A 24430-nucleotide genomic window follows, 5' to 3' on the forward strand; every position below is an offset into this window, starting at 1 on the left:
TCACCATCTCATCCACCACCCTACACCTTCTTCCTCGCTTTCAAACCTCTCCGTGCGCTTTATGGCGAATATGAACACTGCAGCACTCATGGCCGCGCCTATGGCCGCCTCCGTCATTGCCACGTCAGGCGCCTGAAGGAAGAAGAACAGCACTGACGCGAAGAGACTTACAGCGGCCATTCCGACCACTGCCGCAAGGAGGTCCCTCCACTCAACGGCGAATATCGCGGAGAGAACCATCATGGCCACAATGATGTACTCTATACAGGTTATGCAGTTCATTCCTCTCCCCCCTCCTTATTTTCAGCCCCCAGGGCCTCCTTGTATCTGTCAACGACGCTACCCTCCCAGAGGGGGATGCCGCTCTTGTAGGCTGCCCTTATGAGGGCGTGGGCACTGATGGGATTGGTCAGCAGGAGAAAGACCGCGATGACGATGGTCTTTGGAAGCCAGGCGTAGCTTCCCACGTGGTCAATGGCCCACACTCCGGTTCCCACTATGACTCCAAGGGAACCGAGAGTGGCGCTCTTTGTGGCAGTCTGCATCCTGTTGTAAACGTCGGGCATCCTGATCAGGCCGAGAGTTGAGAGCAGGTAGAAGATCGTCCCGAAGATGACAAGGAACTCTCCGATGTAGCTCGCTATCATATCCCTCCCTCCAGGTAGCGCGCGAAGGCTATCACTCCAAGGAACGCGAGAACCGCGTAGACGAGGGCCACGTCGAGGAATATGGCTCTTCTGTAGTAGAGCGCGAAGAGCACCATGAGTCCCGCGGTGATGGTGGTCATAATGTCAACCGCGACGAGCCTATCCACAGTGGTCGGTCCCCTGAAAACGCGGTACATGCTGAGGAGCGTCGCTATGGCTATGAGGGCGAGGTAAATGTTTACGCCTATCATGGGAATATCACCTTTAGGAACTTTTCAAAGGGCTTAGTTATGTTCTCGGAGGCACCTTCAACGCTCGCGTCCTTAACGTCTATCCAGTGGATGAAGTACCTGTCTCCCTTGACGTCGAGGGTTATGGTTCCCGGCGTCAGGGTTATCGAGTTCGCGAGGGCGAGCTTCCCGAGGTCGTTGTCGAGAACGGTTTTGCACTCAACGATTCCGGGGTTTATGGGTCTCTTGGGGTGGAGAACGCGGTAGGCAACGTCGAGGTTAGCCATGAGCATCGCCCACAGGAAGTAGGGCACGTACGCTATCGCATAGGCGACCCTCTTGGGGTGGAGGTTGGCCAGTCCGCTCTCCGTGAAGATGCTGTAGGTCAGTGCGCCCACTATGAGTGAAAGGACGAGGCCTATCTCAAGTTCCTGTATATCCAAGCTGCTCGTCAGAAAAATCCAAATAACAAATAACACAATCACTGTGTAGAGATAACGGCTTATCCTGCTTGCTTCTCCCATTCACAACCCTCCAGGCACTTAAATTTGAAAGTTTTTACACACTAGCTAACCCTTGGTTCAGAATTTACCTATATAAACTTTATCAACAGAACTCCTAGTTTTAAACTCAAAGTTCTGAACGTTAAGGCCCTTAAATGGCCATCGGTGCCATCTGGTTGCTCATTTTTGTGGCATCACACTTAAAAGTCAGCGGTGTGAGGGGGATATGGTGAAGGCAAGATGATCATAGCAAAACCCTGCACTACCATGAGGGGCCTCGTGATTCAGCCCTACTCCTGGGACAGGGAGGTGAAGGTTGATCTGGGGAAGACCGCCGAGTGCCTGGGGAAGAAAGGCGTGGAGGTCAAAAAGCTCATCCCCAAGATGATGCTGATAGTGGAGATGGAGGGTTATGAGCTCAGCGTCTATCCGAGCGGGAAGATCATAATAAAGCTCCTCGACGACATGGAAATGGGAAAAAAGATTTCAAGGGAAGTTTTCGACTGCGCCGGAATTCTGGAGGTCGTTGAGGGCTAATCACCGGTGGGCGAATATCGCCACCACCTTCTCCCCAACCTCGTCTATCCTGACGAAGCCGAAGCGCTCGAACTGGACCACCTCGTCAACCTTAACGTCGGCATCGCTCTCGAGGAGGCCTTCTCTGATGATCAGCTCGTCCCCTTCCGGAACGAGGACTTCGCAGGGCTTTCCTTCCGTCACCCAGTGAACCATCCTCCAACGGTTCTCCCTGGCAACCTCGTACTCAACGCTGTGGAAGCGCGCCTTAATTCCCTCCTCGCTCGCCTCGAGGATTTCGACGTTGAAGAGGTCCTTAAGGCGGACGAAGTTCCCGGGCTTGAAGAGTTCCATGTCGTCCTTTGAGACGTAGAGGGGTTTGCCCGGCTCGAACTTGAGCCTCCTCTTACCTCTCTCCGGGTGGTCGGGGTGGAGGGGTATCTCGGCAACGAACTCCCTGGCGCCTTCAATGTACATCGGAATTGGATCGGCGACGAAGAAGTAGCGGTTGGCTATAGGCTCGATTATTCTCCTGTTTATGGCCGCTAGGTTGTCCCAGCTTATTGTGGTGTCGCTCGTCTTGAGGCCAACTTCGACTATAAGCTCCCTTATCGCTTCAGGCCTTATGCCGCGCCTCTTTAGGGCCCTTATTGTTCCAAGGCGCGGGTCGTCCCACCCGAGGTATTTGCCCTCCTCGATTCCCTTCCTGGTCTTCGACTTGCTCAGGACAACGCCCTCTATGCTGAGCCTTCCGTGGTGGACCGCCACGGGGTACTCCCAGCCGAGGTACTCGTAGAGGTAGCGCTGCCTCGTCTCGTTCTCGGCGTGCTCCTGCCCGCGGAAGATGTGGGTAACGCCAAGCTCGTGGTCATCTATGGCAGAGGCGAAGTTGTAGAGGGGCCACACGCGGTATTTGTTTCCGGTCCTCGGGTGGTTGGGCTCGTCAATGATCCTGAGGGCAGGCCAGTCCCTAACTGCCGGATTTGGATGCTTGAGGTCGGTCTTTATCCTGACGACGGCCTCGCCCTCTTTGTACTCTCCGTTGAGCATCTTCCTCCAGCGCTCGAGCTGCACTTCAGGGGGCTCCTCGCGGTGGGGGCAGGCAACACCCTTATCCCTAAGCTCGCGGAATTTCTCGGGTTTACAGGTGCACACGTAGGCCCTACCCATTTCAAGGAGCTTCTCGGCGTAGGAGTAGTAGAGCTCGAGCCTGTCGCTGGCTATGTGAATCTCGTCCGGCCTCATTCCAAGCCACTCGAGGTCCTCCTTTATCCACTCGTAGAACTTCGGCTCGGGCCGCTTGACCTTTGGGTCTGTGTCGTCGAAGCGGAGGATGAACTTTCCGCCGTAGAGCCTCGCGTACTCATGGCTGAGAATAGCGGCCCTAGCGTTCCCGAGGTGGAAGACACCGTCCGGATTGGGGGCGAAGCGCGTAACGACCTTACCCTTCTCCGCCCTCGGAAGGGGCGGGAGGCCCTTCTTCTCCTCCTTCTTCTCCTTTTTGGCCTCAAAGAACTCCGGATAAATTTCCCTCAGCTTTGCCTCCTGTTCTTCAAGCGAGAGGGCGTTCACCTTCTCAACGACCTCGTTCACGAGGGGGATTATCTCCCTCGCCCTGGGCCTGAGCTCGGGGTTCTCTCCGAGAACCTTCCCTATGACCGCCTTGGGGTTGGCCTTTCCATTGTGGGTGTATGCGTTGATGAGCGCGTACTTAAGGATAATCTCCTCCATTTCCATCACCTAAAGGGTGGAAAGAAGGGGGAAGTTATAAAGGTTGCCCAGAAGGGAAAGAAAAGGGAACCTCACTCGGCGAAGGTGAGGATTTTGAGGTCTATGGGCCTCCTGACGACGTTGGCCTTCCTGGCTCCAACAAGGTACTTGACGCCCTTCTCGCTGACTATGTCAATGAGGCGCTGGGTTATGATGCCGTTGAAGATAACGGCGTTTATGCCCTCCTTTTCCCCGAGGGTCGAGAGGAGATCCCTAACGGGCACTTCCGCGACAACATCGCCGTTCTCACCGAGCAGTATGGCGGAACCGTTGGACTTGACCTTCTCTATGAAGTCGCTGAACCTGTTGAGTTCTCCCGAGGGAGCCCTCTGAATGGGCTTAACTATCCTTTCCTCCCTCTTGGGCTCGGGCTTCGGCTGGGGCTTGGGCTCCTCCCTGGGGGCCATCTTCACGGGCTGAGCCGGCTGGGGCTGGATGAGAGGCCTTGCCTCCTTCTCCTCCCTCTCCCTGTTCTTTTCGCGCATTACCTCGTAGAAGTCCTTGCCCTTGTAGAATATCTCGTTTATGACCTGCTCCGCTGGAACCTTGCTCCTGAGCGACTTCACTATCTCCTTCTTCGTGAGCTCCTCAACCTCCTTGCCCTGCGGGGCCCTCGCCACGTAGTCCACATCCGCGACCTGGAGGAGTTCCTTGAGGATGAGCTCGCCGCCGCGGTCTCCGTCGGTGAAGGCGGTAACGATTCTCTCCTTGCTGAGCTTTATGATGGTCTCTGGGATGGAGGTGCCCTCGACGGCTATGGCGTTCTTTATGCCGTGCTTGAGGAGGTTGAGAACGTCCGCCCTTCCCTCAACGACTATGATTGAGTCGGAGAACGGCACGTGTGGGCCGGCCGGGAGCTTCTCAGGACCGAATTCTATGAGCTCCTTCGCCCTTACCGCTTTCTTGACCTCATCGGTGAGCTCCTGGCTCTCGGGTATCTCCTGCTGCATCATTCCCTCGAGTATCTCCTTGGCCCTCTCGACGATGTACTTCCTCTTGGTTGCCCTGACGTCCTCTATGCGTATGACCCTTATCCTCGCCTCTGCGGGGCCAACGCGATCTATAGTTTCTAGCGCAGCCGCCAGAATCGCCGTTTCAACCCTATCCAGGCTTGAGGGAACGGTTATAGTTCCGTAGGTTTTTCCAGCTTTTGTGTGAACGTCTACTTTAATCCTCCCTATCCTTCCGGTTTTCTGGAGCTCCCTTAAATCCAAATCGTCCCCAAGGAGCCCCTCAGTCTGGCCAAAAATAGCTCCAACAACATCGGGCCTTTCAACAACACCGTTGGCCTCAAACTCAGCATAAACAACGTATTTTGTGGTTCCGAATTCGTCCTTTCCAGCCATGTTACCACCTTCCTTCCTTCTTGCGTGTTTCGCCGTCTTTTCAATAAGGTGCTGCACTACCACTTTCTTTCGCTTCATTGAAATCCCTCCGAAGGGGGTCAGAAACGGGAAACGACTTTTTCGTAAAGGCCCGCCAGCTCCTCAATGCCCTTGATGTCCTTTCTGGCGATTCTCTTGAGCTCTTCCCTGGTTTCGGTGTCCACACGGCACTTATAGCCCTCAAGATAGCGGGCCAGCTTCCTGGCCAGCTCTTCACCCTTCCTATCCAGATCCGTTAATATCATGACTTCGTGATACTGTGAAGCGATTAAAGCTACTTCGGCCAGCGGTAAGCGGGAGAGCCTTATTATTCCCGTTTCGACCCCCAAATTCCGTAATGCCACCTCGTCTCGCCGTCCTTCGACGATGATAACTCCACCAAAGTCTCGCAATTTGCCTATAAGGCACTCAAATCTTTTATAGTTTTCGGGCAACATGCCCATCAATAGATGGGGGTGGAGGTGAGCTTATAAACCTTATCCCCCAGAGAGGTAAAGCCCATCAGTCAAGCCTCTCCTTAAACCCGGACATGTCCACGCCCTTTTCAACTCCAAGGAGGTAGAGAACAAGTTTTCGGTCCAGAGCGCCGTACCTCTTGGAAAACTCCTCAAGCTCCTCCAGCACGTCCTCGGCACTCCACCCAAGGGAGCGGGCTATGTGCTCAACCATCTCATCGAATACGTCAACGGGCCCCTCCGCCCTCTCCGCGTGAACCACCAGCAGGTCGTCCCTCTCCTCAATTACGCCCTTCTCAACGGCCTTTGCGATAAGCTCCTTGGCCTCGGCGGGTGTCATGGCCTTGAGCCTGAAGGAGAGGATTGCCACGAGTTCCCTCTTCTGGAACTCGTTAGAGCCCTTCAGGGTTACGGCATCCTTAAGGACTTCCACACTTCCACCCTATTCCTCTCGGAACGGAAGAATAAAACCTTTATGGAAAGAGGGGGAGTTGAATATGGTGATATCATGCAGCGCACGCACAGGCTCACCTCTCCGGAGCTCGTTGGAAAACCCGTGAAAGTCGGGCCACCCGAGGCCGAGGTGGAACTTTTAACGACCGAAGAGATGGCCGTTGACGAGTACGGACTTGTTCACGGCGGCTTCACCTTCGGACTGGCCGACTACGCGGCGATGCTCGCTGTGAACGAGCCCACCGTCGTCCTCGGAAAGGCCGAGGTGAAGTTCCTCAAGCCGGTTAAGGTCGGGGAGAAGCTGAGGGCAAGGGCGAAAATCGGGGAAGACCTCGGAAGGAAGAAGCTTGTGAATGCCGAGGTGCTCAACGAAGCCGGAGAGAAGGTGTTCGAGGGGACTTTCCACTGCTACGTCCTGGAGAAGCACGTGCTCGAGTGACCCAAAATTTTTTATCCCACAATATCGAATTTCGATATCGGTGTTCGATATGATGAAACGCGTGATCCTGGGCTTCATGGGGATTCACGTACTCCACCACGCCAGCAAAGGGGAAGTCACGGGAAAGTTCATGATGGAGGAGCTGGGGAGGCACGGCTATAAAACGAGCCCGGGAACTATATACCCCCTCCTCCACAGGATGGAGGATATGGGACTCCTGAGGAGCAGAACCGAGGTGAGGAACGGCAGGCGCGTGCGCCTCTACAGGGCTACACCGAAAGGGGAGAGGCTCCTCGAAGAGGCCAAGGAGAGGATTAGGGAGCTGTGCACTGAGATTCTGGGGGAGTGAAGGATGGAGAACGGAGAGAAAGGTGAAACCGGGAGGAAAATCTTCGGAATCAGCTGGAACGTCTTTCTACTTGGAATAGTCAGCTTCCTGAACGACATGAGCAGCGAGATGATAAACCCCATAGTGCCCAGCTATCTGACGAACGTGCTGAAGGAGGGCCAGCTCGTCAGCGGCTCCGTGATGGGCGCGATTGAGAGCATGAGCTCCCTCTTCAAGGTGGCCTTTGGATACGTTAGCGATCACTTCAGGAAAAGAAAGGCGTTCGTGTTCGCTGGCTACGCGCTCTCGACCCTCGCCAAAGGAACCTTAGCCTTCACCCGCTCCTGGTGGGATTTTTTGAGTCTCAGGGCCCTCGACAGGGTCGGCAAGGGCATAAGGACGGCACCAAGGGACGCGCTCATAGCCGAATCCAGCGAGAAGGGGAAATCCGGGAAGTCCTTCGGCTTTCACAGGATGATGGACACGCTTGGGGCGGTAGCTGGACCCCTAGCGGCCATAGCCGTCCTTGAACTTCTGAAAGATCTCCCAAAGGAGACCATGTACCGCTACGTCTTCCTGCTTTCAGCGGTTCCGGGACTGATTTCGCTCCTCGTCATAGTCCTCTTCGTCAGGGACAGGGGGAGTGAGGTCAAAAAGAAGATAAAGGGCATATCCGCGCTGAGGGGCAGAAGCCTGCAGCTCTTCCTCGCGGTTGTCGCCATCGGGGCCCTCGGGAGGTACAGCTACGCCTTCACCCTCTGGAAGGCCCAGGAGCTTGGCTTTACCGTCGTCCAGGGGATAGCCTTCTACGCTCTCTTCAACCTCATCTACGCCCTCTCGGCATACCCCCTCGGAGTTGTCTCGGACAGCTTTGGGAAGAAGAGGCTGATTACCATAGGTTTCGCCGTTGCGGCGCTGGCTTCTCTGGCCTTCGCCTACGCGAAGGATCTGCCCACATTAATGGGTGCCTTCGTCCTCTACGGCATTTACATAGCGATAGAGGACACGATTCCGAGGGCATACATGGCCGACTTAGCCGGAGAGCACGAGAAGGGAACGGTGATAGGGGCCTACCACACCGTCTTCGGTGTCTTTGTCTTCCCGGCCTCCGTGATAGCCGGCTGGCTGTGGCAGACGCGCTCCCTTGAGCTGGCCTTCCTGTACTCCACCCTGATGAATGCCCTAGCTTTTGTCATGATGTTTTTCGTTCCCGAATCAGATTGACATTCTTTCCATTTTTATGCCGATTTTCAGCAGGATTTTGTCAAAAAGACTAAAAAGCAAGGGGAGAATTTTGTGACGGTGAGACGATGAAGAGACTCCTCATACTCGGTACCGGCGGGACGATAGCAAGCTCAAAGGGGGAGGAGGGGTATAAGGCCTCGCTCAGCGTTGATGAGGTTCTCGAGCTGGCCGGAATCAAAAGGAGCAACGGGTTTAAAATCGAGAGCAAGGACGTTTTAAACGTTGACAGCACGCTCATTCAACCGGAGGACTGGGAGACGATAGCGAGGGAGGTTTTCAGAGCTAGAGAGGAGTACGATGGCGTGGTCATAACCCACGGGACGGATACGCTCGCCTACACCGCCTCAATGCTCACGTTCATGCTCCCTGGCATGGACATCCCGGTCGTCCTCACGGGCTCGATGAGGCCCATAACCGAGGAGCGAAGCGACGCGCCGAGAAACGTCAGAACGGCCATAAGCTTCGCACTTACGGGTGTTCCGGGGGTTTTTGTGGCCTTCAACGATAAAATTATGCTGGGTGTGAGGGCATCAAAGGTGCGCGCCCTCGGCATAAACGCCTTTCAGAGCGTCAACTATCCAGATGTAGCCTACGTGAAAGGGGATGAGATTTATTACAACCTTCCTCCCTCCTCGCTCGTGCCAAAGGGAGAGCCCGGACTCGAGGTTCACTACGAGCCAAGGGTTGCATTCATACGCCTCCTGCCCGGAATGGAGCCGGCCTTCCTCGATGGGCTCGTATCTTCGGGATGCAAAGGGCTCATACTTGAGGGCTACGGAGCGGGGGGCCTGCCATACAGGAGGAGGAACATCCTCGAGAAGGTCGGTGAGCTGGCCAAAAGAATCCCCGTGGTCATGACCACGCAAGCCCTCTACGACGGCGTTGACCTCAACAAGTACGAGGTAGGGCGGAAGGCACTCCAGGCGGGGGTTATTCCAGCTAAAGACATGACAAAGGAGGCTACGGTGACGAAGCTAATGTGGGCCCTCGGAAAAACACAAAACGTCGAGGAGATAAGGGAGATAATGCTCAAGAACATCGCGGGAGAAATCTCCGAAGGCTAGGACAGCTTCTTCAGCTCCTCTTCACCTATGAGGAGGGGCCTCTCAGCTTCTATTAAGTAGCTCAGCTTCCACTCCACCTCTCCCCTGTTCATGAGTTCGGCGTAGCGCTTTGCTTTCTCCTCCGCCTCTTCCATACTGGAGGCCTCGATTATCCTTCTAACGTACCACTTCACGTCCCCAAAGCGGAGTTTGAACTCGGCCATGTACATGGACTCCACCGTTTCGATTTGTGCACGAGAGTATAAAAAGGTGTCCGCCGCAATACGCGCATTTGGTTAGAAGTTTGGAAATTTATAACAGGAATTAATAAAGTGTTATGAATCATACTGCGAATATTCGTCATGTAAATAGCGTTAATTAGAAAGATATTTATAGGAAAATTGCAATTATGTAAAGTATAATATGCATCTCTGGAAGCCTTTTTAACTTTTTGTAGGGCTCCTCAGAGACTTTTAATCTCCCATTGTCGTTGAAATTTGCCAAAACAGCAGTTGGGGGGTTTGTGATGGAAACTAAAAGAATCCTCCCGTTTATTATTCTTGGCATAGTCCTAGCGTCCACTATAGGGGTGCCCCAAAACACGGAGGCCGGTGCTTTTCCAGTAGTAAGGAACGTTAACACGGGCGAGATTTTTCAGAGCATACAGGATGCCATAGACGACCCGGACACGAGGGACGGCCACGTTATCGAGCTCGATCCGGGAAATTACAGGGAGAGCGTGGTAGTAACTAAGGGAGTGGTCATACGCTCTGCATCGGGAAACCCTGAGGACGTTATCATAGAGACCTCCGAGCCAGGGCTTCCGGTCTTCAGAATTACACACGACGACGCGATCATAAAAGCCGTTACCCTCACGGGAGCCAAGAAAAGCGGGACTTACGCGCTGGTTGTCGGGAAAAAGACCTACAACTGCCGGATCATTAACGTCAGGGTATTCTCCAGCTACGGCGGGGTCTACCTCGACCAGGGGGGAGCCAACCACAGGGTAACGATGAGCTACTTTGAGAGCGTCGCCATTCCAATAACCCTCAACTCCGTTTCGGCCACCGAGGTTTCAATGAACTCCATGAAGGGCCCTGATAGAGGGGTTGTGCTGCTCTCCTCAACCGGAAACTCAATCCTCAACAACACCATAACAAACCCCATCTACAACGGCATCCTCTTGAGGGACGGCTCGGCCGCCAACACCGTAAGCGGGAACACCGTATCCAGAGGCCAGGGAAGCGGGATAGTCCTCCACGAGAGCCACAACAACACGGTTGAGGCCAACAACCTGACCGAGAACGCCCACGGGCTGGAAATAGTCGGCGGGAGTAAAGGGAACATCGTCAGGGACAACTTCATCACAGGGAACGAGCTCGGGGTCTACATTGCCGACACGAGCTGGAACCTGCTCTACAACAACTACCTCTCGAACGGCCAAAACGCCCGGGATACGGGGGAGAACTACTGGAACACCACGAAGAGGGAGGGCCCAAACATAGTGGGCGGCCCCTACATAGGCGGCAACTACTGGAGCGACTACGAGGGGAGTGACAAGGACGGCGACGGGATAGGCGATACACAGGTTCCCCACACATCCGGAGGGGGTGTGAGAGCCGGGGACTGGCTTCCCCTCGTTAAGGCGACACCCGGAGGGGGACTTCCGGACTTGATTGTAACGGACATCTGGAAAGAGGGTGGAAAGCTCTGGTTCCAAGTGAGGAACGTTGAAGGGAAGGACTCGGGCCCCTTCGAAGTGGCCCTTCTCCTAAACGGAGAGCCCGTGAAAACTCTCAGCGTTGAAGGCCTCAAGGCGGGAGAACCTTTCGACGGGAGCTTCGACCTGCCGGAGTGCAGGGGCGGAGTTCTGAGAGTAGGCGTGTGGGCCGATTCAGGCGGAAAAGTTCACGAGAGCGACGAGGAGAACAACGCTCGTGTGGAGGAGTGGAAGTGCGATGAAGAACCGCCGAGGATAGTTGGCCTGAAGGCGGTGGAGGTCGGAAGGGACTACGCGGTCATCTTCGTCGGCACGAGCGAGGAGAGCAGGGTGAAGGTGAAGTACAGCCCGGACACGCTTCCAAGCGAGGTCACCGATGATGAGCTCAAGGAGAAGCACGTCATAAGGCTTGAGGGACTGGAACCGGGAACGCTTTACTGGTTCATGGCGGAGGTCTCGGACGGTAGTGGAAACTCGGCCGTCTCCGAAAGGGCCTTCTTCAAGACGCTACCGGTTCCGGATGGAGAAAAGCCGGGTGTTGAGCGCCTAACGCTCCCCATAACACCCGGAAAGCCGCTTAGGGCTTACATCCGCGACAACACTGGGATTGACAGGGTGGAGTTCTACGTGGACGGAAGGCTGATGGGGGTTGACTACTCCCCAGGGAACCTCTCCATGATGTACCTCACCCCCGGAATCCTCGGGATGGCTGGGATTGGAAGGGACGCCTACTACACGGAGCACGAGGTCATTGTGAGGGTATGCGACACCAGCGGGCTGTGTGACAACGTAACCGAGATATGGAGGCCCTCCTACGAAGTCCAGAGCGTGGAGGTGGAAGTCGTATCCCCACCGGACCACTACACGATGAGCACCCTCCAGGCGAACAGCACGGGGAGCATTGAGGTGAGCGTTTACGCCGCCGAGTACGAGCTCTCTATAAGGGACTGTCCCTCCTCGGAGCTGGGTCAGCTCATGTGCCTCAACAGCCCGGGAGAGCTCATCCCCCATCCGGTTGACAGCCTCACCCTCTACGTATGGGGACCGAACGGCTATGAGGTTAAGAGGGTCTTCTACCCCCACACAGACAACGACCTCACCTTCACCTACGAGTGGGACGTGAGAAACCTCGAGCCGGGGCTGTATCTCATAGCGGCCGTGGCAAACTCAACCAACGGGCAGAGCTACTTCTCAAGGGCTGTAACGGTCGAGGTAGCTTCCCCCAGGAAGGAGTACTCCTTCCACCAGGAGATCAGGAGGGTGGGGAACTACTTCAACGTCACGCTAAGCGTTAGGAACACCGGGGAGGTTCCCATAAGATTGGACGAAATAACGGAGACCCTAAAGGGCTTCCAGGCGGTTGTTAGGAACGGAACCGGCTACACGATGACCGGGCGCTACTACGTGGAGGAAGAGCACGAGCGGGTCACATTCAACTTCAACGGCACCACCCTGGAGCCGGGGGAGGTGGCAAGGGCGAGCTACCTCGCGGTTCCCCTTCTCTATCCTCATCAGGTCTACAGGGGAATCGGTGTACCTGTGGTGGTCGAAGTTGATGAACATCTGGAGACCTTCTATCCATCACAGACCGTGAGGGCCGATGAGAGCCTCGAGAGCATGGACGAGGCTGCTGTAAACGCAATGGGACAGAGCGACTACCTCATAGTAACGAACCCCGAGAACCTCTTCCACATAAACGAGAACGAGGACGACGTCCAGAGGCTCCTCTCGGCGATGGCGGAGCTTGCCATCCTCCGGAACGGCGTGATAGGCTACATCGGGGGTGGAGGAAAGGCGAGAATAAACGTTAAGAACGCTCTCATAGCAACCGGCGACCCCAACGGGGACGGAAAGAGGGACATCGTTGTGTATCATCCAGACAGCGGAAAGCTCGTAGTTCACAACCTTCTGGGCGGTGAAGAGAGCGCGGAGCTGGAGAAAGGAGCCGGAGGCTTGGCCCTTCACGACCTCGACAGGGACGGCAAGGACGAGATAATCCTTGCGGGGGAGTACGGCTTTGTGAGGGTGTACGGCAAGGAGCGGGTGACGGACGAAAACGGAAACCAGAAGGAAAAATACGTGGAGGAGACCTACTCCCCCGGTGGCAGACTCCATGGGCACGTGGACGTTGCCTGCGGGTACGTTTATGGGTCAACAATATTCGAGGTGTACCCCACCTGTGCGGTGCTGGACGGCTCCCAGGTATACCTGATAACATCCAACCTCCAGGAACCCATTCAGCTCGTCTCCGGGGAGCATGACCTTGGAACGGGGAGGGGTAAGAGGGTCTTCTTCGCAGACATGGGGGGTGATAGGGGAGACAGCGTGCTCGTCCTGCTCTCAACGGGGGAGCTGAGGGAGTACTACATTGTATCCGATTCACTGGAGCTCCAGGGGACCATCAATGTTCCATATTCCGACAAAAACGGCTACGCCACAGGTGACATAGACGGCGATGGAATGGACGAGTTCGTCGTCTTTGACGCGGAAAACAATAAGATTGAAGTCTACACAATGGACGGCCTTGAGGAGGAAGTCCCGTTCTACTTTGGGGGTGCCCCAGTAAAGAAGGCAAAGATCGGGGATGTCCTTCCCGGAAGGGGCGGGGAAGTGGTTTTCCCCAGCTCAGACGGTGAATGGCTGTACTTCTACACATGGGACGAGCTCCAGAACTTTGAGCCGCTGTCCCCCACGCTCATAGAGGAGTGGGGCAACTACCTCAAGGACGGCTGGCTCGACCACGGATACCTCGTCATAGTGGGCGAGACGGAGATAGTGCCGGCACTCAAGACGAGCTATGACCCATTATGGCTCGACTGGGGGAATACAAAAGTCATCAGGACAACCGACGTTCCCTACGCCAACACCGAGGGAGACGTCCTTGATCCCGAGCTGATAGTGGCGAGGTTCCCGGGTTACAGGGCTGGCGAGATACTCAAGGGAATTGAGAACGCCATAGCCGTGGCAAGGGGGGAGTGCTCCTTCGACCGCTCCCACGCGCTTATACTGTCGGGATGGCCCGAGTCGAGGGGCGGTGGCTCCGACTATATAGACTTCTACGAGCACAGCCTTGCAGTTTACAGGGCGCTCAGGGATCAGGGGGCGGAAGTGAGAATTCTCAAGAGCACGGACTACCCGGACGAAGAGGTTAACGGCAGCAAGATTTCGCACAGGGGAGACGTTGTTAACGCCTTCTTCAACCTGGCCCCAGGGAGGGATATAATACACCTTGAGGGCCACGGAAACTGGAACGTGATAGACGACCTCTATGCAAGCGACTTATCAGGGAGAACCCGGCCATTCGGCGGAACCTGCCCCTTCGTTTACGCGGAGTCCTGCCTGACCGGGGACTACACGAAGGGGAAGAGCGTGGCCGAGGCCTTCCTCCAGGCGGGAGCGGCGGTTTACCTCGGCGCCACGGAGGAGGTGTGGAGCGCACCGTGGACTGCAAGGGCCAAGAGGCTTTACAGGAAGTGGGACTCCAGGGAGAGCATAGGTATGGCCCTCAGGGAGCTGAAGAGGGAGATGGGAGGCTGGGAGCTCGAAGACGAGATGGACATGGTGTGGGTTCTGGAGATGCACCTCTACGGCGACCCCAAGCTCGGCCTCGGCGTCTCCACACCCGAGGAGAGGGCGAACTCGGGAGCCCCGAAGAGCCTCGACCTCCAGACTCCCGACTACAGCATAGAGAGGACGGACGAGGGGGACGTCATGGGCATCGAGGGCGGCTCCTACGTGGAAGTGCCCGGCAACCCCCTGCTCCCCTACTACACCTACACCCTCATAGTTCCTGCCGGAAGCAGAGTAGCTGACGTCAGGCTCGTGGGGAAGGAGGTCGCTGAAAGGGTGCCCCTCAACCCGGTCATCGCGAGGATCGGGAAGCTCGGTGGAAACGTGACCTACAACACCACCACGGTTAACCTCACCCTCCCGGACTACAGGTGGCGCATCATCGAGAACCCCGACGGCAGCACAACGCTCGTCATAAAGGTCTTCCCCGTGAGGTACAACGAGCTGACTGGAGAGGCTACAATCTATCGCTCCCACCGCTTCGAGATATCCTACGTCGAGACTGGGGTAAGGCTTGAGTCCCTGGTGCTCAGCGGGGAGAGGATAAAGCGCGGAGACACTCTTAAGGCAGGCCTCATCCTCACGAACACGGGAAGGGACGACGTCGTGCTCACCGCGAGGATCAGAAGGGTTTCGAACAACTCCGTGGCCTTCGAAGCTCCGGCGAGGCTCCTCGAAGGCTTCGGCGGCGTTGGAAGGTTCTCGACGGAGTTCGGCACGGAGGGCCTTGAGGAAGGGGAGTACTACGTCGAGATGGAGGCGAGGGACACCGAAGGACACGTCCTCGACAGGAAGACCGCCTACTTCAGCGTCGGCTTTGCCGAGCTGGTGGTGAGCCTTTATCCTGAAGGGGAACCCTCACCGGGGGAGGAGTTCACCGCGGTGATGGAGATAACCAACGTGGGCGACCTTCCAGCTATCGGGAGCGCGCACATAACCTCCCCCGAGGGGAATGAGCTGGTCAGGAACGTGACGGTGATGCCAGGCCAGCGGATCACCATAGAGGGAACCTTCACTGCCGGAAAGGAGTGGGCCAACCTGACCGGCTACGTCCTCTACGATGGGAGGATGAGCAAGCCGGCCTACTTCTCGATCCCCTTTGCAAAGCCCGAAGAAGAAAAGCCGGCCGAGACGACCACCGCGCCATCCTCTTCACCATCACCAACGAGTTCATCAACGACTTCTCCAGAGGAGAGCCCCGCAACGACCACAGAGACGCCGGGCCCCACGATTCCTAGAGGAATAGTGGGAATTGCTGCATTGGTTCTTGGGGCCATAATTCTCTTCGCCATCCTCCTGAAGAGGAGGTGAGGCTTTCTTTTCCCTCACTTTTAAAGGAGGGGTTCGGAATGGAAAGGGTTCAGATGATATCGCTCATTTTTGTTTTTCTGCTCTTTACCGCCGTGCCCAGCGCGGCCTACCGCTGGATAGACCGGAACTTTGAAGAGGGAGGCCTAGTCGCTCTGGACGAGGAAATAATAATAGTGGACGTTAGGGGGAAGGATATTATAGCGAGCAACGGCTTCAGGATGGAGTGGCCACTGGCCTCGATTTCGGATTCAGTATGCGCGGGAGACCTCATTGGAAGCCCCGCCGCGGAGATAGTCTACGCCAGCTCGAAAACAGGGAAGATTTACATCATAAGCTCCGCGGAGAGAGTAATAGCCACCTATGATATAACCTTCAAAGCAGGGGAGGATATAGAGTGCGGGGACGTGGACAACGACGGGTACGATGAGATAGTTCATGCGAGGAACGATGAGTCTGTGCACATATACTCCCTGGAACCCAGGGTGGTTGGGGGCAGAAAGAGGCTTGAGCTTCTCTCCGAGGGGAGCTTTCCACTTCCCGGATTCCTAGCGGGCGATGACATAGCGGTTGCTGACATTAACGGCGACTGGAGGGCGGATATCCTCCACCTAAGCCAAGTCTACGACAGCATCACGGTCTATTCCCCCGACGGCGGGAGGCTTTACTCCCAGAGGCTCTACAACACCCAGGATGATCCTGCGGTCCCGATTGATGTCATCTCAGGAGACAGCCTCTCCGTCATGAAGAGGCCAGAGTACAGGGTGATCTATTCTCTCTCCCGCGAGCCCAGAAAGATTGTGGAGCTCACTTTTCTCCTGGGCTCTCAGACCCAGGGAAAGGTATTCGGGGGGAGCATATACTACTCTCCAGAGGAGGACAGCTTTTCCATGGGAATGAGGCCCAGGGGAGGGGTTGACGCCTCTTTCTCCAAGGGGGACAGGGTACTCGTGATGATGCAGTACAGCCGCCCCATGACATGGGTGCTCAACGATGATTTGCCACTCAACGCCCTCCTCATAAAGAAAAACGCGAGCGTGTACCAGGTTACGAGCCTCTACCCCCACGGGCTTAGGCCCGTCAGCTGGGCTGGATTTCCAGAAACCTCCGGAGTACTCGCCGCCTCTGGGGACATAGACTACACTTCGGTCGTCGTTGGCCGCCCGGTAAAGAGAGTTCTCCCCCTGAAGTCCCCGCCCCTCTTTGTGCTGGAGGCGCCCCCAAAGGATGCTGACGTTCTAAACACCTCCGGAACTCTGTACCTAGAGTTCAACGGAAGCGTGAAAATCAGGGTTCCAACTGATGCGGAATTCACCCAAGGCGCATTAGAAGAACTCCTAGTAACCACCTCCCCTCACACAAAAGTTCTCTACATCATGCCCCCCTTCAGGAGGTACACGGTGGGCAGGGAAAAGGAACTCAATCTAAGCATTTCGGCGGAAGATTCGGACAAGGCCCTCTACGTGGAGGCGCTCTACGAGATATACGAGTTCCCAATACTGAACCCCGCGGAGGCTTCCTATCACAACGGCGAGCTCCAGCACCTCGTGTACTACATCCCCCTAGAGGATCCCGTTCCGAGGGTGGAGGACTACGATTCCCCCTTCCACGAGGTTGGGGACATAAGGACGTACCCCACGTACAACGCCACACCCTACTTCAACTTCGTTAACCCCCACGTCAACCTAAGCGACGGGCGGAGCATACCCCTCTACCTGTCCGATCAGATGATCGAGGGCATAACCATTGGGGAGGAGCCTTTTGAGGTCGAGAAGGATTTTAAGTGGTCGAGGGTCAAAGCCACTCCCCGGAACATCCCCCTGGACATCATGCGTCAGACGATTTTCTCCCCGTTTTTCAAGCTTGATGCTCAGGGGAAGGTTACACTCCACTACTCCGGAGGCATAGACGATCCCTCAAAGCAGTACACAATAGCGTTCATACCCGGAAAATACGCAACCTCTCACGTCCTCGTTCCCGCAAACATCAGTGTCTACAACAAAACCAGGACGGAGTATTACTGGATTGGGGGAGTGTTCTTCGCCATCAACTCCACGGGGGACTACTACAGGAGCAGGTCGAGGAGCCCCCTCGGCTTCAGCTACGATACCGTGATCAACGTGAACAACCCCAACCTGAACATCCCGCCCTGGTTAAGGGGCCTCTACGAGACCAGCTGCAGCCTAAAGCCCAAGCCTGCAGAGGGAAAGGCCCCGCTGAGAACAACCATCGTAACCGACGTGTACGCCCCCTTCGGGGTGACGAAATGGGCCATGGACTTCGGGGACGGCGAGGTCAGGACGGGCATCGGGAACTCCTACGGCAACTTCACCCACGAGTACAGGGCGGGAGGGGAGTACACCCTCAACCTAACGCTGAGGAACGTCTGGAACTCCACGGTGAGCTGCTCCGCCAGCGTCAGGGTGGCCCCCAACAAGCCGCCGAAGGCGAGGTTTGAGTTCTCCCCAGAAAAGCCCCTAACCGGCCAGGAGGTACGCTTCAAAGACGCCTCGACGGACGACGGGGATATTGTGAGCTGGAACTGGGATTTTGGTGACGGAGAAACATCATCACTAAGGAATCCCAGCCACGAATACGACCTCCCCGGAACCTACACGGTCAGTCTTACCGTTCTGGACGAGGGGGGCTACTCCTCCACGTATTCCAAGGAAATCACGGTCGAGATGCCCAACTATCCCCCGCTCGCGGACTTCACGTACTCCCCCGAGGAGCCAAAGGCCGGGGAGGAGGTAATCTTCCAGGATCTCTCTATGGACCAGGACGGCTCCATAACCTCATGGTCGTGGGACTTCGGGGACGGAAAGGGCTCCTCGGAGAGGAACCCAAGGCACGTCTACAGCTCCCCTGGAACTTATGAGGTTCTCCTGGTGGTTGAGGACAATGAAGGGGCCGCGGACAAAATTGTGAAGGTCATCACGGTGGCTCCAGGAGAGTCCAGCCAGACGACCACAACAGCACCGACCGAATCCCCTACCCCGACTTTGGAGACCCGTTCCGAGACGGAAACAGGGGGAACTCCCACTTCGACAGCATCGGAATCAACACCATCAAAGACCACAAGCCCCTCAGGTGGAGGAATCTGCGGGCCTGGGGCGGTGATGTTCCTGGCAGCAGTGATTCTCCTCGCAAGGAGGATTGGGAGGGGCCGCTGACCCCTCACTCCCTTTTCTTAAGCTTCACCACCTGTTTCGCGAACTCCTCGAGGACTTCCTTCCTCATGCCCTCGAAGAACTTTATTGACCCGGCGAAGCTGTGGCCGCCGCCCTCGATTCCAGCCGATGGGAGCTTCTCCTGGAGCTTTGGAATTATCTCGTTGAGGTCGAAACCGTAAGCCTCCATGCCGTCAGCGGCCCTAACCACGGCGAAGTCCGGCCCGTAGGCGAGCGTCAGTATTGGCGAATCTTCCCCATACTGCTCCTTGAAGTGGTCGTGGATTAATCCGGAGAGTTTGCCCGGGCTTGGATAGGAGAACTTCGGCGCGAAGAGCTCTATGTCTATGGTGTTGAACCTTACCCCGTTGGGCAGGACGACGCTCTTGACGTGCGGGAGCGAAGCCCTCAGCGCTTTCTCCTGCTTCTCCTTTACCTCGGGGTAGATCGCATCAACGAGCATGCGGTGCCTCCTCAAATTTCCACTCAGGAGGAGGAGCTCCTCTATAATACCCTTCCCGTCCATGAACTTCCAGAAGTAGGCCTCGTGGTCAATGACCTCGCTTATCTTTTTCAAATCCTCCCCGGTGAGGCCCTTCTCCCTTGCGAACTTCAGGTACTGTTCGAACTCCGGGGCCTTGCTCCTGTCTCCGGTCCCTGCTATGGCCGGGAGGTGCTTTATCCTATCCTCCACGGGGGGATAGATGAAGCGCGCGAGCTCCGTGGCGAGCATTCCGGCGGTTAACTCGTAGTAGCCCCTCTTTATGTGGTGGGGGTTCACGTGGACGTTCACGTATTCATCAACCTTAGCCTTCCCCTCGCTCACCCACTCGCGAGGGTCGTGGTGGTCAACGACAACTATGGGCACGCCGTAGGCCCTGAGGCGCTTGTAAGCGGGGATGTCCTCGCTCGTTCCGCCGTTGTCAACTATAACTATCAGCGGGAGCTCCTCGCCGAACTTGCGCGAGTCCTCGACGAAGAATATTATGTCCTTGAGCACATCCTCCAGCTCGTAGAAGGGGGCCCTGCTAGGCCTGCGCTTGAAGAGGTGCCACTCCGCGTCCGGATCGGGCGACACCTCCTTGAGGAGGGGCACTATGGCGCTCTCAAGGGCGAGGCCCGAGACGTAGCCGTCCGTATCTGCGTGGTGCCTCAGGAGGATGGGCCTCCCTTCGTAGATGGCCTTCCTTATCAGGAAAGCGGCCTCCATGAACCTGGGCTTGAGCTTCTCAAGAACCTCGCTCTTCACGAGGAAGCCAACATCCTGGGGCCTGGCCTTCTCGTTTAGCGCTTCCTCTATCTTCTTCTTGACCTCGGCTGCCTCAGGCCCCCAGAGCCTCGCCATGTCGCTCGTCTCTATCTGTATCTCGCCCGCGTGGAAGGAGACCTTCCCTATGACCTCGACTATGTCACCAACCTCTATCCTGGGGTAGGCTCTAACGCCCGGGGCCTCGAAGGCGGCCGCCCACGTTATTCCGGTTCCATCGCTTATCGTGAAGACGGTCGGCCCTCCGGTGACCTGTATCTGCGTCACCTTGCCCCTGAAGCGGACGGTTTTTCCCGCCATGTCCTTGCTTATGTCCCCTATGTCCGTGAGCGGGAGCTCCTTCTTTACCTGGACCTCCCTGTAGTTCCTGAGGGCGGACTCTATGAGGTCAACCTCGTTCTTGTCGGGTCTGACATCGAGAACCTGCACGAGCATTGGTTCACCGGGCTTGTACTCCCTTCCCCCGAGGAGGTCCTTCCTCTTAACCAGGCCCCTCACGTGCTTGTTGAGGTTCACAAAGACTCCAAAACGCTCCACCCTGTCAATGGTGCCCTTGTAGACGTTGCCGACCTCGACATCTTCATAATCGCACGTGTTGTCGAGGACGTAAACGACCTTGTACTTCCTCTCGCAGTCCGGGCACACCCACGTCGTCTCCATACCCGGCTCCCAGGGACCCTTCACCTTACCGCATATGTCGCACGCGAGAACCCTTCCACTCCCCCCGCACGTCGGGCAGGTATCGTAGACCGGGACGACTCCCTTACCGTGGCACTCCGGGCAGGGAATCTCGTCCACCTCCTCATCAACGCCGAAGTAATCGAGGTTCCTGTAGCCCTTGAGCTGTTTGTCGAGTTTGAAATCAGCGGGAACGTAGCCCCATCCATCACACACCTTACACTTCTCCTCACCGGCTTTAACCTTCCCCGTGCCGTGGCACTCGGGGCAGTCCTTAACAACCATCACTCACACCTCCAGAAGATGAACGCAATCACAGGATTTAGTTGAGAGGTTGGTTTAAAAAGGTTGGGCTCAGCAGACCTCCCTGACCCCACCGGTGTGGCTCATCGGAACTTCGTAGAACTCCTCTATAAGCCTCTGGAGCCTTCTCGATAGTTCAATTTGCGTTCCCCACGAGCCCTCAATCTTACCCTTCGCCGACATCCTGCCCAGGAACTTCTTCATCTCATCACTCAGTGGACTCGGTTTACAGCGCGCCCATGGAGTCCCGGGGAGCGGCATGAAGTAGTGAGCCCTAACCTTTCCACCCTTATTCATTATCCATTTCATTAACTCTATGCTCCTCCCCTGGCTCTCGGGAGTCTCGTTGGGAAGGCCCACTATGAAGTCAACCACCGGCTCGAAGCCGTACTCAAGCATGTACTCTACCGCCCTCTGCACGTGCTCCACCCTGTGAAGCCGGTGCATCGCTTTGAGAATGGCATCGTCGCCGCTCTGGGCGCCTATTGCCAAGCGCCTGTTGTCGGCGTAGTCTATTAGGAGCTCAAGCGTCTCCGGGAGAACGAACTCCGGGCGAACCTCGCTCGGGAATGTGCCGTAGAATAGCCTTCTGCCTTCTTTTCTGAGAGGTTGGAGGGCTTTGAGTAAGGCCTCAAGCTTGTTGAGTTTCAGTATCGCGCCGGGACTGCCGTAGGCGAAGGCGTTGGGGGTGATGTAGCGCATGTCCCTCATTCTGCGCGAGTACTTCGCTATCTGGCCTATGGGCCTGTGCCTCATGCGGAAGCCCTTGATATATGGGGTCTGGCAGTAGTAGCAGCCGAAGGGACAGCCTCTTGTTATCTCTATCGGCGAGATAAGACGAACGCTCTCGGGGTAGGGTGGAAAGCGCCAGAAGTCCTCGACCTTCGCGAAGCCTGTGAAGACGAACTCTCCACCGAGGTAGAAGGCGAGCCCCCTGATGCCGGCCAGCTCCTTTGTGAGTTTGTAGCCTGTCTTCTTGAGCGTCGTGAGGAGGGTGTAAATAACCTCCTCCCCCTCGCCCACAACCGCTATATCAAACCCCATCCCAAGGGTGTGTTTGGGCATCGCTATGGCGTGGTAGCCGCCGGCGATGAGAAGCGCCCCCCTCTCCTTCAGGAGCTTGATTTCATCCCTCAAAGGGCCCCATATCTCCTCCGTAAAGAAGGAGTAGAGAACGAGCTTTGGTTTTGCCTCCAGAATCTCGCGGAAGTCCTTCGTTATTAGAAGCTCACCGAGGTCAAAGCCCTGGCTCTCGAGGGCTCCAAGGAGATGCACAAAAGCGTTGTGGTTGCGCTTTGTCATCCTAACTGCTATCTCGGGCATGGTGTGAAGTGATGCATGACGTCTTAAAAACCTTACAGGAGTATGTGAGAAAAGCTGTCTCCAAAAAGCAGGAAGAAAAGGAAAGGCCTTCAGGCCTTGATGGCGAGCTTAATGTCCTCGGCCTTGACGGTCTTCCTGCCGGCGTGCCTGGCGAAGGCGATGGCCTTGCCGGCAACCTCCATAGCGTAGTCCTCGAGGTACTCGGCGAGGACCTTGGCGGCATCCTCGCTGACCCTCTCGGCACCAGCCTTCCTTATAAGCCTGTCAATCGGGGCTATGGGAAGCTCCATACCCTAACACCTCCATACAAAGTTTTTCATTCCTATTTAGGGCATTCAAGGTATATAAGCTTTTTGGTAAATGGAGCCATTTTAGGGCCCCAATGGCGCAGGAGGGGGTGGAGATATTATGGGCATAAAATCCAAAAAAGCATGTCGGGTCCTAAATCAGTGGGGGCCTTTTATAAAAAGTGCTGGGCAATAGGAGGGCTCCCCCAGATGAATGCCCAAATATGACTATCGGGAAACCACTGACCCCGGTATATTGCCTTCGCCATCACCAGAAGGCAGGGACATGAACGAAAGGTTTCCATAGAGAAACACCCAAAGAACACCCCTGGACAACCGCAAAAACCGGGCACTAACAGCCCTGCTGGAGGTAAAAGAGGGCACGTAAGCGAAGCAAAAAAGAGCATTTAACGGATAGTTCACAGGATCCCACAATAGTTGGAGACGTTGTGGCGGGCCCGCCGGGATTCGAACCCGGGCAACCCGGCTCCGAAGGCCGGTGCCGTATCCCCTGGGCCACGGGCCCGCAAAAAGTGTTATAACGGGTTTTCTCATAAAGGTTGCGGTGGTTGAAATGATGCTCCCGGACTGGAAGATAAGGAAGGAGATACTAATTGAGCCGTTCAACGAGCGTTCACTTCAGCCAGCAGGATACGACCTCCGCGTTGGGAGGGAAGCGATGGTAAACGGCAGCTTCGTCAATGTTGAGGAGGAAGGGCGGATAGTCATTCCACCCAAGGGGCACGCCCTCGTCCTGACGCTGGAGAGGGTCAAGCTCCCGGATGACGTCATGGGGGACATGAGGCTCAGGAGCACCTTCGCACGCGAGGGGCTGCTCGGGAGCTTCGCGTGGGTTGACCCGGGATGGGATGGGAACCTCACACTTGCGCTCTTCAACTCCTCGGAGGAAGAGGTTGTTCTGGAGTACGGTGAGAGATTTGTCCAGATTGCCTTCCACCGCCTCGAAGGCCCCTCGAGCAAGCCCTACCGTGGAAGCTACCAGGGGAGCCAGCGCCTGGCACTATCAAAGCGCAAGCGCTGACTTTTCTTTCTTTAAGTCCCTGTAGAGAAGGGAATAGGAGGCAGTGAACATCGGCACCAGCACGAGGTAGTTGAGGAAGGAACCGACCACGGGTATCAGGGAGCTGGCCGCCGAGGTAGCCAGGGTGTAGAGGATCCCAAGCACGAGGCTCTTTCCAAAGCTCTCCCTATAAACGGCCAAGAGCTCGGGAAGCGGAAAGGACTTCTCGAGCAGAAGCGCGGGAGCGAGGAAGAGGGGAGGTATGAACAGGACGGTCGCTATCAGCACCAGGCCCAGTATTATCACGACGTTTTTGAACGCCCCCAGCGGGAGATAGAAAAGCGTGAGAACCGCCACAAGAACCGCGTAGGTCAGGAGCGTCCGGGGCAGCTTCTTCAGGCCAATCCAAAGGTCGAGCTCGCCGCTCATGACAAAGTTAGCCACGCTTATCATTCCGGAGAGCGTGGAGACGATCACCAGCGAGGCAACCGCCGCAGTCATAACCCAGAACTGCCTGGTGGTAAAGAATGCAAGTGCATCGGGCGAGGGGTTGAGGAGGGAACCCCCCTGGAGCAGCACCTTTAGGATGTAGAGGCCGTAGAGGAAGCTCGCCAGAACCCCCGGGACGAATGGTATGATAAGCCGGGGGTTGGAGATTATCGTGTCCAGTCCCTCGGAGAGGTAATCGTCAATACCCCTGCCCCTTTTCTCGATGTCCGGTGGGGGAACCTCCATAGGCATCGGAAACAAATGGTACTACAGTGAACAT

The 24430-nt window shown here is 56.2% G+C and carries 21 protein-coding genes and 1 tRNA gene; 8 read left to right on the forward strand and 14 right to left on the reverse strand.

Annotated features, from left to right (window positions below; translation table 11 throughout):
• The 4 genes from PFER_RS04400 to PFER_RS04415 are packed head-to-tail and all read right to left on the reverse strand — an operon-like array spanning position 1 to position 1401.
• Positions 1–282, reverse strand: a complete 282-nt coding sequence (locus tag PFER_RS04400) for a DUF4040 domain-containing protein (protein WP_048149189.1) — start codon at positions 280–282, stop codon at positions 1–3.
• Complete coding sequence (mnhG, locus tag PFER_RS04405; protein ID WP_048149191.1) at positions 279–647, reverse strand: monovalent cation/H(+) antiporter subunit G; 369 nt, start codon at positions 645–647, stop codon at positions 279–281. The genes PFER_RS04400 and mnhG overlap by 4 nt, the downstream gene beginning before the upstream one ends.
• Positions 644–898, reverse strand: a complete 255-nt coding sequence (locus PFER_RS04410; protein ID WP_048149193.1) for a monovalent cation/H+ antiporter complex subunit F — start codon at positions 896–898, stop codon at positions 644–646. The genes mnhG and PFER_RS04410 overlap by 4 nt, the downstream gene beginning before the upstream one ends.
• A complete protein-coding gene (locus PFER_RS04415) occupies positions 895–1401 on the reverse strand; it encodes a Na+/H+ antiporter subunit E (protein ID WP_048149194.1) in 507 nt (168 codons plus the stop codon). The genes PFER_RS04410 and PFER_RS04415 overlap by 4 nt, the downstream gene beginning before the upstream one ends.
• Before the next feature lie 219 nt (positions 1402–1620).
• Between PFER_RS04415 and PFER_RS04420 the strand changes: the two genes are divergently transcribed.
• A complete protein-coding gene (locus PFER_RS04420; RefSeq protein WP_048149196.1) occupies positions 1621–1917 on the forward strand; it encodes a hypothetical protein in 297 nt (98 codons plus the stop codon).
• On the opposite strand, the gene PFER_RS04425 is transcribed toward PFER_RS04420, so the two are convergent.
• The 4 genes from PFER_RS04425 to PFER_RS04440 all read right to left on the reverse strand — a co-directional run bounded on the left by PFER_RS04425 (position 1918) and on the right by PFER_RS04440 (position 5939).
• Positions 1918–3633: a glutamate--tRNA ligase gene (locus PFER_RS04425; RefSeq protein WP_048149198.1), complete on the reverse strand. Its 1716-nt coding sequence runs from the start codon at positions 3631–3633 to the stop codon at positions 1918–1920. It abuts the gene before it with no gap.
• Positions 3634–3698: 65 nt separating this feature from the next.
• A complete protein-coding gene (dnaG, locus tag PFER_RS04430; protein WP_048149200.1) occupies positions 3699–5090 on the reverse strand; it encodes a DNA primase DnaG in 1392 nt (463 codons plus the stop codon).
• A 20-nt stretch (positions 5091–5110) separates the two neighbouring features.
• Entirely contained in the window at positions 5111–5488 is a 378-nt protein-coding gene (locus PFER_RS04435) for a toprim domain-containing protein (protein ID WP_048149416.1), read from the reverse strand.
• A gap of 64 nt (positions 5489–5552) precedes the next feature.
• The gene (locus PFER_RS04440) at positions 5553–5939 is read right to left on the reverse strand and encodes a DUF2240 family protein (RefSeq protein ID WP_048149202.1); all 387 of its coding nucleotides are present in this window, start codon (positions 5937–5939) and stop codon (positions 5553–5555) included.
• Between the two features lie 72 nt (positions 5940–6011).
• On the opposite strand from PFER_RS04440, the gene PFER_RS04445 reads away from it, so the two are divergent.
• From PFER_RS04445 to PFER_RS04460, 4 genes are all read left to right on the forward strand, one after another.
• Positions 6012–6398: a PaaI family thioesterase gene (locus PFER_RS04445; protein WP_048149418.1), complete on the forward strand. Its 387-nt coding sequence runs from the start codon at positions 6012–6014 to the stop codon at positions 6396–6398.
• Between the two features lie 49 nt (positions 6399–6447).
• Positions 6448–6747, forward strand: a complete 300-nt coding sequence (locus PFER_RS04450) for a PadR family transcriptional regulator (RefSeq protein ID WP_048149203.1) — start codon at positions 6448–6450, stop codon at positions 6745–6747.
• A gap of 3 nt (positions 6748–6750) precedes the next feature.
• Positions 6751–7950 (forward strand): MFS transporter, encoded by a 1200-nt coding sequence (locus PFER_RS04455; protein ID WP_048149204.1) that lies wholly within the window; start codon positions 6751–6753, stop codon positions 7948–7950.
• A gap of 86 nt (positions 7951–8036) precedes the next feature.
• A complete protein-coding gene (locus PFER_RS04460) occupies positions 8037–9035 on the forward strand; it encodes an asparaginase (protein WP_048149205.1) in 999 nt (332 codons plus the stop codon).
• Here the strand turns inward: PFER_RS04460 and PFER_RS04465 are convergent.
• Positions 9032–9244, reverse strand: coding sequence for a hypothetical protein (locus tag PFER_RS04465; protein WP_048149206.1), 213 nt, complete (start codon positions 9242–9244; stop codon positions 9032–9034). The two genes, PFER_RS04460 and PFER_RS04465, sit on opposite strands and share 4 nt — an antisense overlap.
• Before the next feature lie 296 nt (positions 9245–9540).
• On the opposite strand from PFER_RS04465, the gene PFER_RS04470 reads away from it, so the two are divergent.
• Positions 9541–15615, forward strand: a complete 6075-nt coding sequence (locus tag PFER_RS04470) for a NosD domain-containing protein (protein WP_048149207.1) — start codon at positions 9541–9543, stop codon at positions 15613–15615.
• Between the two features lie 38 nt (positions 15616–15653).
• Complete coding sequence (locus PFER_RS04475) at positions 15654–18785, forward strand: PKD domain-containing protein (protein ID WP_048149208.1); 3132 nt, start codon at positions 15654–15656, stop codon at positions 18783–18785.
• 4 nt (positions 18786–18789) lie between these two features.
• Here PFER_RS04475 and PFER_RS04480 read toward each other — a convergent pair whose 3' ends face one another.
• From PFER_RS04480 to PFER_RS04495, 4 genes are all read right to left on the reverse strand, one after another.
• Complete coding sequence (locus tag PFER_RS04480; RefSeq protein ID WP_048149209.1) at positions 18790–21012, reverse strand: DHH family phosphoesterase; 2223 nt, start codon at positions 21010–21012, stop codon at positions 18790–18792.
• Between the two features lie 69 nt (positions 21013–21081).
• The gene (locus PFER_RS04485; RefSeq protein WP_048149210.1) at positions 21082–22353 is read right to left on the reverse strand and encodes a TIGR04013 family B12-binding domain/radical SAM domain-containing protein; all 1272 of its coding nucleotides are present in this window, start codon (positions 22351–22353) and stop codon (positions 21082–21084) included.
• Positions 22354–22442: 89 nt separating this feature from the next.
• On the reverse strand, positions 22443–22643 hold the full coding sequence (hpkA, locus tag PFER_RS04490; RefSeq protein ID WP_048149212.1) for an archaeal histone HpkA: 201 nt from the start codon (positions 22641–22643) through the stop codon (positions 22443–22445).
• 447 nt (positions 22644–23090) lie between these two features.
• Positions 23091–23166, reverse strand: a tRNA-Arg gene (locus tag PFER_RS04495).
• Positions 23167–23214: 48 nt separating this feature from the next.
• On the opposite strand from PFER_RS04495, the gene dcd reads away from it, so the two are divergent.
• The gene (dcd, locus tag PFER_RS04500; RefSeq protein ID WP_048149214.1) at positions 23215–23682 is read left to right on the forward strand and encodes a dCTP deaminase; all 468 of its coding nucleotides are present in this window, start codon (positions 23215–23217) and stop codon (positions 23680–23682) included.
• Here the strand turns inward: dcd and PFER_RS04505 are convergent.
• On the reverse strand, positions 23665–24402 hold the full coding sequence (locus PFER_RS04505; RefSeq protein ID WP_157255086.1) for a hypothetical protein: 738 nt from the start codon (positions 24400–24402) through the stop codon (positions 23665–23667). The genes dcd and PFER_RS04505 overlap by 18 nt on opposite strands.
• Between the last annotated feature and the right edge of the window lie 28 nt (positions 24403–24430).

The sequence above is a fragment of the Palaeococcus ferrophilus DSM 13482 genome (genome assembly GCF_000966265.1).
Classification (GTDB): Archaea; Methanobacteriota_B; Thermococci; order Thermococcales; family Thermococcaceae; genus Palaeococcus; species Palaeococcus ferrophilus.

What these genes read in the sequence shown, in the direction of transcription:
- PFER_RS04435 (WP_048149416.1), bottom strand. Translation starts at nt 5,488, where the DNA reads ATGTTGCCCGAAAACTATAAAAGATTTGAGTGCCTTATAGGCAAATTG.
- PFER_RS04450 (WP_048149203.1), top strand. Translation starts at nt 6,448, where the DNA reads ATGATGAAACGCGTGATCCTGGGCTTCATGGGGATTCACGTACTCCAC.
- PFER_RS04505 (WP_157255086.1), bottom strand. Translation starts at nt 24,402, where the DNA reads ATGCCTATGGAGGTTCCCCCACCGGACATCGAGAAAAGGGGCAGGGGT.
- PFER_RS04475 (WP_048149208.1), top strand. Translation starts at nt 15,654, where the DNA reads ATGGAAAGGGTTCAGATGATATCGCTCATTTTTGTTTTTCTGCTCTTT.
- PFER_RS04415 (WP_048149194.1), bottom strand. Translation starts at nt 1,401, where the DNA reads ATGGGAGAAGCAAGCAGGATAAGCCGTTATCTCTACACAGTGATTGTG.
- PFER_RS04400 (WP_048149189.1), bottom strand. Translation starts at nt 282, where the DNA reads ATGAACTGCATAACCTGTATAGAGTACATCATTGTGGCCATGATGGTT.
- PFER_RS04480 (WP_048149209.1), bottom strand. Translation starts at nt 21,012, where the DNA reads ATGGTTGTTAAGGACTGCCCCGAGTGCCACGGCACGGGGAAGGTTAAA.
- PFER_RS04455 (WP_048149204.1), top strand. Translation starts at nt 6,751, where the DNA reads ATGGAGAACGGAGAGAAAGGTGAAACCGGGAGGAAAATCTTCGGAATC.
- dnaG (WP_048149200.1), bottom strand. Translation starts at nt 5,090, where the DNA reads ATGAAGCGAAAGAAAGTGGTAGTGCAGCACCTTATTGAAAAGACGGCG.
- PFER_RS04425 (WP_048149198.1), bottom strand. Translation starts at nt 3,633, where the DNA reads ATGGAAATGGAGGAGATTATCCTTAAGTACGCGCTCATCAACGCATAC.
- PFER_RS04465 (WP_048149206.1), bottom strand. Translation starts at nt 9,244, where the DNA reads ATGTACATGGCCGAGTTCAAACTCCGCTTTGGGGACGTGAAGTGGTAC.
- dcd (WP_048149214.1), top strand. Translation starts at nt 23,215, where the DNA reads ATGATGCTCCCGGACTGGAAGATAAGGAAGGAGATACTAATTGAGCCG.
- PFER_RS04410 (WP_048149193.1), bottom strand. Translation starts at nt 898, where the DNA reads ATGATAGGCGTAAACATTTACCTCGCCCTCATAGCCATAGCGACGCTC.
- mnhG (WP_048149191.1), bottom strand. Translation starts at nt 647, where the DNA reads ATGATAGCGAGCTACATCGGAGAGTTCCTTGTCATCTTCGGGACGATC.
- PFER_RS04420 (WP_048149196.1), top strand. Translation starts at nt 1,621, where the DNA reads ATGATCATAGCAAAACCCTGCACTACCATGAGGGGCCTCGTGATTCAG.
- PFER_RS04470 (WP_048149207.1), top strand. Translation starts at nt 9,541, where the DNA reads ATGGAAACTAAAAGAATCCTCCCGTTTATTATTCTTGGCATAGTCCTA.
- hpkA (WP_048149212.1), bottom strand. Translation starts at nt 22,643, where the DNA reads ATGGAGCTTCCCATAGCCCCGATTGACAGGCTTATAAGGAAGGCTGGT.
- PFER_RS04460 (WP_048149205.1), top strand. Translation starts at nt 8,037, where the DNA reads ATGAAGAGACTCCTCATACTCGGTACCGGCGGGACGATAGCAAGCTCA.
- PFER_RS04485 (WP_048149210.1), bottom strand. Translation starts at nt 22,353, where the DNA reads ATGCCCGAGATAGCAGTTAGGATGACAAAGCGCAACCACAACGCTTTT.